Raw genomic sequence first — 11,958 nt, 5'->3', positions numbered from 1 at the left:
CCGAATGGACTTTTTATTTTTTATCAAGTGTTCAATTTAATTTTACAATCGGCGAAAAATATATTTTTATTGTAAACACTGGATTAATTATCTATACTAGTGAAGATTTTATTTTTAAGTGTTGTAGAGGATTATTAGACATGAATAAAATTACTAAAAAGCAAAAGATGAGTTTTGCGGGATTGTTGATTGCCATAGGTATTGTGTATGGTGATATTGGAACAAGTCCGTTATATGTAATGAAATCAATTGTGACTGAAAATGGCGGGATTGCCAACGTTAATCGAGAATTGATCGTTGGTTCAATCTCGTTAATTCTTTGGACAGTAACTTTGTTGACTACTGTCAAATATGTCATGATTGCTTTGAAGGCAACTAATCATGGCGAAGGAGGAATCTTCTCTCTTTATGCTTTAGTTAGAAAAAGAGCCAAGTGGCTGGTTATCCCGGCTCTGATTGGTGGTGCAGCTCTGCTTGCCGATGGTACTTTGACACCAGCAGTGACCGTTACCACTTCGATTGAAGGGTTAAAGAATATGCGCTTTGGTGATGTGATTCCGGTTCCTTCTCAAGAAGTTGTAATTATGATTACTATCATCATTTTGGTAATTCTATTCTCAATTCAGAGGATGGGAACCAGCGTTATTGGTAAAGCATTTGGTCCAATTATGTTGGTATGGTTTACCTTTTTAGGAGTAGTTGGCATTGCTAACTTGAGCCATGACTGGAGTCTTTTGGAAGCGATTAATCCCATTCATGCTATTCGAATTTTGTTTAGTCCAGCTAATAAAGTTGGGATTCTAATTTTAGGTTCTGTCTTCTTGGCTACTACTGGTGCTGAAGCGTTATATTCGGATGTCGGACACGTAGGTAAGGCGAATATTATAGGCTCTTGGCCATATATATTTGTTTGTCTTTCATTAAACTACCTAGGCCAAGGTGCTTGGATTTTGCATAATGTTAGCTATCATGCTGGTAATGGTGACTTCAATCCATTCTTTGAAGTTGTTCCTAGCAATTTGCGTCTTTTTGCCATTGCCTTGGCTACGATCGCAGCTATCATTGCTTCCCAGGCATTGATTACTGGATCGTTTACTTTGGTTGCTGAGGCCAGCAGTCTAAAGTTTTTACCAAGAATGAATATTATTTATCCTTCAACTGAAAAAGGACAAATTTATATTCCATCAATTAACAAAATGATCTGTGTGGTAACTGTAGCAATTGTGTTCTTATTCAGAACTTCACACCACATGGAAGCCGCATATGGTTTGGCAATTACTGTCACTATGTTGATGACTACAATATTATTGTTTGAATACTTGGGTAAAAAAGGCAAACCACTTTACTTACGTGTGATCTTTTTGATTGCATTTGCTTTTATTGAAGGGATGTTCTTAATCTCCAGTTTGACTAAATTCTTACATGGCGGTTACGTAACTGTTTTAATTGCTGGCTTTATCTTGGCAATCATGTATGTTTGGTTTTATGGAAATAAGATTCGTGATAAGCGTGAAGCTAAGAATGCTTACGTTCGTTTAGACGAGTATACAGAAATGCTGACAGATTTAAGCCACTGCGAAGATTACCCTGTTTATGCCACTAATGTTGTTTATATGGCAAAGGTTAAGTATAATAAGTACGCGTGGTGCTAGTTAAATCGTTTTAGTTAATAAAAAAGTCCAATTAGACTAGACTCAAGTTGTAAGTAATTTAAATAGAAAAGAGTCTGATCTAATTGAACTATCTCAAGCTTAAGCGTTTTTCTCACCATTTACAAGTTAGTTTTAATCGGTTAAATGTGATTTGTCGCTCGCTATATAAGCTTTATGCGCCTGATGGACTTAAACATCGTAAAAATGTTGATCAGACCAAGCTTCCTGATAGTTCTATCTTAGCGATGCTCATTTGGCAAACTGAAATTGGGATTGAGTCTCAACGAAGATTTTGTAAATTCTTTGTTGGCTTGTCTCATTCTCGCTTTAATCGGCGAGCTCGGATGCTCTTGCCTCTAATTCGTTGTATCCGTCAGGCTTGGAATCAAGAAGTAAAGACAGCTGGAGAATTTTTGATTATTGATAGTTTCCCAGTGCCAGTTTGCCAGCCTGTTCGCAATTATCGTGTCAAGATCTTTCGGGGCGTAGCTGATATTGGTTATAAAGCAACCAAGAAAGTCTATTATTATGGCTTCAAGGTCCACGCAATAGTAAGCGATGATGGCTATCTGCTTAACTATGCAGTTACTAAAGCGTCAGTACATGATGCCAAAGAGACAGTAGAATTGATGATCGATGCTCATCCAGCCAACCATTATCTTTTAGGAGATGAAGGTTATTTAGGCAAAAATCTAGCTACTAATCTAAAGCGCATGGGATATGTGCTTTGGATGCCATATCGTAAAAATATGCAAGGAGCTAGAAGGCATAATGATCATCAATTGATGGCAATTAGAAGAAGCATTGAAAGCGACTTTTCTTTGCTTAGTTATTACAACGCTGAGAATAATCGAGCAAGAAGTCCAGTAGGCTTTCAACAGCGGCTAGAAATAGCTATTTTAGCTTATAATATGGCATATTGTCTAGAACGATTTAACTAGCACCACGCGTGATCTAGATAATTCTGGTAATATTTATATTACTAGTCAAAAATCACCAAGTTTAAGTAATGGTTCATGGTCATACTATCACAAGGAAATTGTAAAGATTCCATTTTATGCTCGTAATGACCAATCTCAATGGGAAAATGTAAATTTAAGTGCATTTGGTGGATTAGATATTTCAGGTGAACATAGTGAAGTTGAAAGTATCCAAATCATTGATGAGAATCACGGTTACTTAACTGTTGCATACCATGCTAATGTTAACGGTAAAAATAAAACTGTTTCAAATAAGGTTTATGAATTAGCTTGGGACTAAATTTCAGATATCAAGATTAATTGAAAAAAGTATAGCTTTTGTCTTTACCTTTTATGTGTATAGAATAAAATATGTACAAATCGAATAAAACGGTTTCAATTTTATTTTGAAAGGTTAGGTATTGCCATGAAGCTTTTAAACCGATCAGACAAAGAATTAATCATTCTAAGCTGGCCAATTTTTATTGAATTTCTCTTCAATGTGATGGTGGGAAACGTCAATGTATGGATGATTTCTCACTTTGATGAAGTGGCTGTAGCTGCTGTTGGTGCCTGCAACCAATTTTTGGGCTTGTCATATAATGTTTATGGGTTTGTAACGGTAGGTACACAAATCATGATTGCGCAATTTCTTGGTGCCAAAAAAACACAAAGAGATTCCTAAGGTAATGAATACAGCAATCTTTGGAGCAATTGGAATTGGTTTGCTTTTAGGAGCTATTTTTATTCTTTTGCCATACCCTCTGTTACGCTTCTTGAACATTCCAGATGATGTAATTGCAATTGCGATCCCTTATATGCAGCTGTACGGAGCAGGAACGATTATTTTGGCGTTAAATTCTGTCATGTTAGCCTGCTTGAGAACGCATGGTTTAACCTTGCAAGCTTTGATTGTGCCAACTATCGCTAATATTCTTGCGGTTTGTGGGAATTATTTGGTGCTGTTCTCACCATTCGGCTTACCTAATTTTGGCGTTAGAGGGATTGCAATCTCAGGTATCTTTGGCCAATTTTGTGCGGGGATTGTAGCAATTTATTTAGTTAAGCGATATGTGAAGTTCAATGTGTTAAAAGTTAACTTCAAACGGTTTTCGATACCATTTTTAAAACAAATTCTTAAGTTAGGATTACCTTCATCAGGTGAATCAGTCTCTTATTCTGGGGCTCAAGTGGTAGTCACAATGATTGTTGCTACTTTAGGAACTAATGTATTGATTACCAAATCGTATGTTTCAGCGATTACCCAATTTGTATTTTTAACGGCTTCAGCCTTATGTCAAGGAAATCAAATTGTTATTGGTCGTACTGTTGGCGCAAAAGATTTCGAAGGAGCATATCAAAGAGGCTTTCGGTCAATGGTACAAAATGTGGGAATTTCAACTTCAATTTCAATCGTGACCTTTATTTTTATTACGCCAATTATGCATATTTATACAAATAAACCTGAAATCATTGAATTGGCACGCTGGGTTTTCTTGGTCGAAATTATTCTTGAAGCAGCAAGAGCGGTTAATATGACTTTGGTAGGATCATTAAATGCGAGTGGGGATGTTAGATTTCCGCTTGCATGTAGTTTAACTGTGCTATGGCTAATTAGCTTGCCATTTTCATATTTATTGGCAATTGTCTTTCATATGGGGTTAGTAGGTGTATGGATTGCATATGCGATCGATGAAAGTTTGCGCGCAATGTTGATGATCTACCGGTGGCATCATGGTACTTGGAGAACCAAGTCACTGTTTGTATAGTTGTTTTCCCTGTGATTTAATTAAATTATAAGTTAAGATGATATTTATTTAACGGTTTGGATAAGTAAGGGGGAATTAGGTGGATAATGACGCGATTGTAATGACTGAAGGCTCATATCGAAGTCAGATAATTAAATTTGCAATTCCACTATTTTTGGGAAATTTATTCCAACAAATGTATAGTGCTGCCGATTCGTTGGTAGTTGGTAATGTAATTGGGTCGAATGCTTTAGCTGCAGTTTCATCGTCTGGAAGTTTGATCATGTTGCTAATCGGGTTATTCCAAGGACTAGCGATGGGTGCAGGAGTAGTAATAGCACAATGTATTGGTGCTAAAATTGATCAACACACACGCGAAGCAGTGGCTACAGTGGTTGCTGTGGGCTTTATTTGTGGCTTTTTGTTGATAATCATTGGTGTAGTGTTGACTCCACAAATTCTGATATTAATGGGAACGCCAAAAAGCATTATGCCTGAATCAGTAGAATTCTTACGAGTATACTTTTTGGGATCAATGGGCTTTGTTATGTACAACACTTTTATTAGTATCCTTCAAGCCAATGGTGATAGTAAGGGTCCTTTGTATTACCTAATTGCCTCATCAGTAGTAAATATTGCTTTTGACATTATTTTTATCTATTGGCTTCATTTAAGCGTTGGCTTTTCAGCTTTGGCTACAGTAATAGCACAAACATTTTCTGCTTGTCTTGCTTATAATAAATTGCGTAAGCTAAAAGGTCCAAGTCGGGTAGATCTGCGCCATCTTAAAATATATCGGCCGATGTTGAAGCTGACGATTGATTATGGTTTACCATCAGGATTACAGAATTCGTTAATTTCCGTGTCTAATGTGGTTATTCAATCATATATCAACATGTTTGGTGCACATGCAGTTGCAGGAATCGGGGCCTATACTCGCGTTGAGGGTTTTGCTTTTCTACCAGTAACTAGTTTCACTTTAGCTTTGACGACGTTTGTGGCGCAAAACCTTGGTGCCGGAAAAATTAAGCGAATTAAAGAGGGTGTTCGGTTTGGAGTGATTTTGGCAGTGCTGATTGCGGAAATAATCGGCTTAAGCGTATTTACCTTTGCGCCGCAACTGATCGCGCTATTTGATCCGACGCCTTCGGTCGTCGCCTTTGGTGTTGGGCGTGCAAGAGTTTGTGGTTTCTTCTTTTTCTTGGTTGCGATTACGCATTTAATTGCTTCAGTAATGCGTGGTGCAGGGAAAGCGACGATCCCAATGTTAGCAATGATGCTTTGCTGGGTTGTAGTAAGGTTAGCAGTTTTATTAGGTACCAAGCCATTTTTCCAGGATATTCGGATGGCCAACTGGATTTATCCGGCTACTTGGTTCTTAAGTACCATAGTTTTATTGAATGCTTATCGTCATCTTGATTTTGCTTTAATCAGCCAACAAACTAGAAAAGAAGCGTAAAATTTTAAACTAAATAATGTCAAACAAGCCAAATTATGATCAATATTTGGCTTGTTTGCTTTTTGAGCTTTGAGTACAATTGTGGTAATGATAATGAAAGCGGATACATATGAGATGAAAAAGATATCAAGGGTCTAGCTTTTTGTGCACCAGGTAAAATTGAATACACGAAGATTCATTTCGGTGGCGCATTGCCATTTCTTGATGGGATTGATTTTTCAGAAATATATAAGGATCTCAACATTCCAGTCGCAGTAATAAATGATGGCAAGGCTAGTGTTTTGGCTGAAAATTGGCTAGGAAATTTGAAGGACTTGCAAAATTGTGCTGCTATTACTCTTGGTTCAGGAGTAGGTGGCGGAATAATTGTGAATGGTCGCTTATTAAATGGTGCTCACTTCCAAGCCGGTGAATTGAGCTTCATGGTTTTAAAGATGGCCAAAGAAATGGGTTTTGATGATATTGCTGGAACTATGGGCTCGGCAGTTCGCATGGTTAGCCAGGTCATTAAAGCGATCGGCAATGAGGATGAAACTGATGGCTTAGCTGCTTTTGAAGCTATCAATTCGGGCAATGAGCAAGCTTTGAAAATACTACGTTCCTATTGCTGGGATGTGGTTGGCATCATTGTTAATATCCAATCAGTAGTAGATTTGACAACAATTGCGATTGGTGGTGGAATCTCAGCGCAACCGATTCTAGTTGAAGAAATCAATCGTGCATATGATCAATTTTTGGATCAAATGCCAATGTACAAGATGACTTTGACTCGTCCTAAGATTGTTGAAGCTAAATTTAAGAATGATGCAAATTTATTTGGAGCTTTATACAACTTGTTGCTACACGTTAATGGTGAAAAACTATAATGTCTGAAAAGAATCTTCACGAAGTAGTAATTCCTACCGATCCGTTAAACGTATGGTATTTCGTTTTTCATGACAATAAAATTCCGTTTTATATTGCTCCGCATTGGCATCGTGGGATTGAACTTAGCTATACGATAAGAGGAAACATCGATAATTTTCAAATTAGCGGTAAAAAATATAACACTAAGCCTGGAAAAATCTTTATTGTTAATTCTCAGGAAATACATTCGATTAGAAATCGTTCTGGAGAACAAGATTTAGCTCTATCAATAATTTTTCCGTATAGTGTAGTCTGCAGGCTGTATCCGCAAATCAGTGAGGAGATTATTGCTATCAATGATCCAACTAGTTTTACTGATCTGCAAACGCGTGGTGCTAGTTAAATCGTTTTAGTTATCAAAAAAGTCCAATCGGATTAGACTCAAGCTGTAACTTAGATTAATAGAAAAGAGTCTGATCTAATTGAACTACCTCAAGCTTAATCGTTTCTCTCACCATTTACAAGTTAGTTTTAGTCGCTTAAATGTAATCTGCCGCTCTCTGTATAAACTCTATGCTCCCGATAAGCTTAAACATCGCAAAAATGTTGATCGTACCAAGCTTTCTGACAGCTCTATCTTAGCGATGCTCATTTGGCAAACTGAAATTGGGATTGAGTCTCAACGAAGATTTTGTAAATTCTTTGTTGGCTTGTCTCATTCTCGCTTTAATCGGCGAGCTCGGATGCTCCTGCCTTTAATTCGCTGTATCCGTCAAGCTTGGAATAAAGAAGTAAGGGTTGCTGGAGAATTTTTGATTATTGACAGTTTTCCTGTTCCAGTTTGTCAGCCTGTTCGCAATTATCGCGTTAAAATTTTCCGTGGCATAGCCGATATTGGCTATAAAGCCACCAAAAAAGTCTACTATTATGGCTTCAAGGTCCACGCGATAGTGAGTGATGATGGCTATCTGCTTGATTACGCAGTTACTAAGGCGTCGGTACATGATGCCAAAGAGACGAGCGTATGGGATATGTGCTTTGGACGCCATATCGCAAAAATATGAAAGGCTCTAAAAAGCATAACGATCACTAATTAATGGCAATTAGGAGAACGATTGAAAGCGACTTTTTCTTGCTTAGCTATTACAATACTGAAAACAACCGAGCAAGGAATCTAGCAGGCTTTCAACAGCGGCTAGAAATAGCCATTTTGACCTATAATATGGCATATTGTCTAGAACGATTTAACTAGCACCACGCGTATAATAAGTTCATTAAGCGTGAGATACTTTATTCAATTTTGGATAAAAGACCTAAACGTGCTAAAGCCTATTGGTTTGTTACTGTCAATGTAACAAACGAACCATATACCGCAGAATATGCAGTAAATACGTACGGTACTAAGAACGTAATCAACGTTCAGCTTTATCTAGGTTTTAGAAAGCAAACTAGCGTTAACGTCTACTTACGGCAAATTGTTCATGAATTGATTGCAGATGGTACTATTGAGGCTCAACTACAAAGATTCACTACTACTCCTGGTAGAGATGTAGGTGACTTCTCCTTCGTCATTGTTAATGATGTAATTAGTCCATTAACTAAATTGACTGGTTATGAGAAGTTTATGGTCGAGGCTAGAGTCTGGCTGCAAAATCTATCTTCTAACCCAGCTTCTTGGTTTGGTTTAGAGTATGCAGATACAGTGGTAGAACGAGTACCATTGATCTTAGGCAAGCATCAAGAAAGCTATATTAAGCGAATTAAACCTAAGAAACAAACTAAAAAGTAACTGAAAAAAGTCTAGCCAAGCTAGGCTTTTTTCAGTTAGATTAGATCGAACCACTTTTTTATTTGGTCGATTTTTTGTTATTATAAATATACTTAATACGCTTAGAAGAGGTAGAATTTATGAATAAGAAACCTTTAATTATTAGTACAGATCCAGGAATTGACGATATTGCAGCAATGACGATCAGCCTTTTTGCTAAAGAACTTGATGTCAGAATGATCGTGCCAACCTGGGGAAATGTTCAACTTGAATATACTTTGCAAAATACTTTGAATTTAGAAAAGTTTTTGCACACCAAGGTTCCCGTAGTAGTGGGGGCTAATCAACCATTAGTTGCACCAATGATTAGTGCCGCATCAGTACATGGTAAAACTGGTATCGCTGGCTTTGATTTTGAAGAAGCAGATCGCAGTTTGGTTAAGCCAGGCCTTGCTGCAACTGTGATGGCTGAAGAAATTAAGAATAGTCCTGAAAAAGTTACTTTACTTGGAATTGGACCGTTAACTGACTATGCTTTGCTTTTTAAACAATATCCTGAAGTAAAGAAAAATATTGATCAAATCGTCATCATGGGCGGTAACATCGGTCGCGGCAATCACAGTCCACTTGCTGAATACAATATTGCGGGAGATCCTGAAGCTGCTCAAGTTGTTTTCCACAGCGGTTTACCAATTAAGGTGGCGCCGCTTGAAATCGGCAATAAGGCTCATTTAACCCAAGATCAAATGAGCAAGGTAAAGGAATGTGGTGAAGTCGGCAACATGCTTTACTCACTATTTTCACACATTCATGAGCCAGATGGTGATCCTCGTATTAAGATTTATGATCCAACGGCTGTAGGCATTTTGCTTCATCCAGAAATGTTTACCTTGAAAAAGGCTAACGTAGAGATTGAATTGCGCGGTCAATTTACATATGGTGCAAGTGTAATTAATTTTATGGATCAAGAAAATGTTAATGCAGAAATTGCAACAGATGTAGATTTAGATCAATTTTCAAAATGGTTTATTGATAGTATTAAAAATTCTGATCAAGGAAGAGAATAATGGCAGATTACGTTTATCGGACAGTAATGCAGGATATTAAACAAAATATTTTAAATAATAAATATAATGGGATGCGGATTCCCGATGAGCGTAGTTTAGCTAAGCATTATGACGTTAGTCGTTCATCGATGAAACGAGCCCTAGAATTATTGGCCCAACAAGGGATCGTTTTTAAAAAGCGAGGTAGTGGCACGTTTATTAATCCACTGTATTTGAAAAATCAGGCGATGTTTCGTTATGACGGCTCGAACTTGGGAATCACTGATAGTTTTAAGGTACCTGGTAAAAAGCAGCAAATAAAACTGTTAGATTTTCAGGTGATTAAAGCTAACAAAGAAATTGCGGAAGACTTATTTTTAAATGAAAATGCTTTTGTTTATGAATTCAAGCGCCTGCGTTTACTCGATGAACAGCCATTTTTGATTGAAACAGGTTATTTACCTATTAAAATTATGCCGGAATTGAAGCCTGAAACGTTGCAGAGCTCTTTATTTAATTATTTGGAAGATGAACAAAGCAAAACCGTAACTAAGGCATTTTTGAATATTACAGTTGAGCCCTCGAATGCTGAAGATCAAAAGCAGATGCATTTAAAAGAAAATGAGCCAGTTGGTGTTATGGAAGGTATTTTCTTTTTAGATGATGGAACGCCGTTTGAAGTGTCAAACATGCGAGTTCATTATCACTACATGAATTTCAATACTTTTGTTAATTTGGGGAAATAGAAATATTATATGAAGCAGCCATTTAATGACTGCTCTTTTTTTTGGCTAGCGTAAATATGATATAATATTAGTGGGAAATCCCACAGAAAGAGAGGGCTTAATTATGCAAGTCGTCAATAATTACATTGCTCATACAGATAGTAAAAAAAGAATAACATTACGTAAATCTAAATTTAAATATTATGATGTTAAGGAATATGATAATGGATGTTTAGTTTTAGAACCTAGAGAATTGGTTAAGCCAAAAGATGTTTCAAATAAGGCTCTGGAAGTAATGGATGAATCTATTGCTAACTTTGAGAAAGGAAAAGTGTCTGCTCCAGTAGACTTATCAGATTTTTAGAATGCGGTTTAAAATCAAAATGGGTATTCCCCAGATGGCTGAATTATGGCAGGAATTACAGGTAAGTTATCGAAATGGTTCAATTAGTAAAAAAGATACAGTTTTATACAAAAAATGGGGAAAAGCATTAAAATCGCTATCTGAAGATCCTTAATATCCTGGATTACGTACTCATGAAATATCTTCTTTATCAGCTAGATACGGCATGAAAGTTTGGCAGTCTTATTTAGAAAATAATAATAGTGAAGCTCGGCGAATGTTTTGGGTTTACGGCCCTAATCGAAGAGATATTACTATCATCGGATTAGATCCCCATCCAGAAAGTAGAAAAAATGGTGCATATAATAGAGTAGAATTGTCTAAATTTGCCAAAATAATGTATTGTTAGATAGTTAAAAGGTGCATAAGTGCGAAGAAAAAATAGGACTTTTATTGTGAAAGTCCTATTTTCTTTTTACTCATTCAAATATTTATCTAGCACTTGCAAAACACCATCATCATTATTGCTTGGTGCAATATATTTAGCGACTTTTTTAAGTGCAGGTTCAGCATTTTCCATAGCATAGCTATAGTCGGCGAGTTCCAGCATTTCTTTGTCGTTCATGCCATCGCCAAACGCAATTAATTCACTAGGCTTAGCATCGAAGTAACGTAAAAAGTATTTTAACGCGATACCCTTGTTGACGCTATAAGGAACGATATCCATTAGCCCGAATCCACTTGAAGTACAGTGGATTTTTTCTGCGTGGTGGGCATTGAATTCCTTTTCTAATTCTGCTGAAAAATCATATCGATAACTCAAAGTTAGTTTAGTAATTTGATCATGAGGACTTACGGCGGTCATTAAGTCGGGTACTTCCACACGATCAGGATAGTAGAAGTTCATTGTTTGCTTAAAGGCAGGGGATGCATCCATCGTTGTATATGAGCTATTGATGCCAGTGACGATGACGGAACTCTCAGGATAATGAATTTGAATAAATTCTAGTAATTCCATTGTAGTTTTGTGAGTTAATAGGTGAGTGCTGATAATGTTGTCATCTTGAATAAGAAGTGAGCCATTGTCGGCAATCATGTCAATTCTATCTAAAAATCCAGTGAAATCTTTTCTCAAACGAGAATATGGTCGACCACTTGAAACAATAAAGTGGGCTTTATTTTCATGAATTTGATCTAAAATTCGGTCAAATCTTTTATGATCAAAAGTTTGATTATCACGCATGAATGTACCATCCATGTCTACGGCAATAACTTTAAAAGGTAATTTGCTCATGTAATTTGTCCTCTTTTTATAAAATCTATATCTTTTCTATTTATTTACTATTATAAAGCAAAAGTGTCTGGGAAAAAACTAAATCCTAGGCCATAAAAAGAACGATCAAAATTCTCAA

At 36.7% G+C, this 11,958-nt stretch carries 8 protein-coding genes and 6 pseudogenes; 13 read left to right on the top strand and 1 reads right to left on the bottom strand.

The annotated features are described in order from the left end of the window. Positions 1–140 precede the first annotated feature (140 nt). From CP357_RS08025 to CP357_RS10370, 13 genes and pseudogenes are all read left to right on the top strand, one after another. Positions 141–1,640 (top strand): annotated as a pseudogene (locus tag CP357_RS08025) (KUP/HAK/KT family potassium transporter); the annotation flags it as partial. A gap of 95 nt (positions 1,641–1,735) precedes the next feature. Further along, a complete protein-coding gene (locus CP357_RS08020) occupies positions 1,736–2,593 on the top strand; it encodes an IS982 family transposase (protein ID WP_013682704.1) in 858 nt (285 codons plus the stop codon). A gap of 22 nt (positions 2,594–2,615) precedes the next feature. Beyond that, positions 2,616–2,912, top strand: a pseudogene (locus CP357_RS08015) (helveticin J family class III bacteriocin); the annotation flags it as partial. Between the two features lie 126 nt (positions 2,913–3,038). Next, positions 3,039–4,380: pseudogene (locus CP357_RS08010) on the top strand (MATE family efflux transporter). A gap of 79 nt (positions 4,381–4,459) precedes the next feature. Then, complete coding sequence (locus CP357_RS08005; protein ID WP_012845486.1) at positions 4,460–5,818, top strand: MATE family efflux transporter; 1,359 nt, start codon at positions 4,460–4,462, stop codon at positions 5,816–5,818. A gap of 116 nt (positions 5,819–5,934) precedes the next feature. Beyond that, positions 5,935–6,684 (top strand): annotated as a pseudogene (locus tag CP357_RS08000) (ROK family protein); the annotation flags it as partial. Beyond that, entirely contained in the window at positions 6,684–7,067 is a 384-nt protein-coding gene (locus tag CP357_RS07995) for a cupin domain-containing protein (protein ID WP_061205015.1), read from the top strand. The pseudogene CP357_RS08000 and the gene CP357_RS07995, both read left to right, overlap by 1 nt. A gap of 79 nt (positions 7,068–7,146) precedes the next feature. Beyond that, positions 7,147–7,916 (top strand): annotated as a pseudogene (locus tag CP357_RS07990) (IS982 family transposase). A 9-nt stretch (positions 7,917–7,925) separates the two neighbouring features. Beyond that, positions 7,926–8,453: pseudogene (locus CP357_RS07985) on the top strand (potassium transporter Kup); the annotation flags it as partial. Between the two features lie 119 nt (positions 8,454–8,572). Then, on the top strand, positions 8,573–9,499 hold the full coding sequence (locus tag CP357_RS07980) for a nucleoside hydrolase (RefSeq protein ID WP_098037022.1): 927 nt from the start codon (positions 8,573–8,575) through the stop codon (positions 9,497–9,499). After that, a complete protein-coding gene (locus CP357_RS07975) occupies positions 9,499–10,224 on the top strand; it encodes a GntR family transcriptional regulator (RefSeq protein WP_087175925.1) in 726 nt (241 codons plus the stop codon). The genes CP357_RS07980 and CP357_RS07975 overlap by 1 nt, the downstream gene beginning before the upstream one ends. Positions 10,225–10,327: 103 nt before the next feature. Next, positions 10,328–10,567, top strand: a complete 240-nt coding sequence (locus CP357_RS07970; protein ID WP_025005444.1) for a hypothetical protein — start codon at positions 10,328–10,330, stop codon at positions 10,565–10,567. 205 nt (positions 10,568–10,772) lie between these two features. Next, entirely contained in the window at positions 10,773–10,955 is a 183-nt protein-coding gene (locus tag CP357_RS10370) for a hypothetical protein (protein ID WP_198995868.1), read from the top strand. Between the two features lie 66 nt (positions 10,956–11,021). Here CP357_RS10370 and CP357_RS07960 read toward each other — a convergent pair whose 3' ends face one another. Beyond that, complete coding sequence (locus tag CP357_RS07960; protein ID WP_087175926.1) at positions 11,022–11,840, bottom strand: Cof-type HAD-IIB family hydrolase; 819 nt, start codon at positions 11,838–11,840, stop codon at positions 11,022–11,024. Positions 11,841–11,958: the final 118 nt, after the last annotated feature.

Origin of the sequence: Lactobacillus sp. UMNPBX6, from assembly GCF_002553975.1 — a bacterium.
Taxonomy (GTDB): domain Bacteria; phylum Bacillota; class Bacilli; order Lactobacillales; family Lactobacillaceae; genus Lactobacillus; species Lactobacillus gallinarum.
The sequence above is the reverse complement of the archived record's forward strand: the minus strand, read 5'-3'. Positions and strand labels throughout refer to the sequence as shown.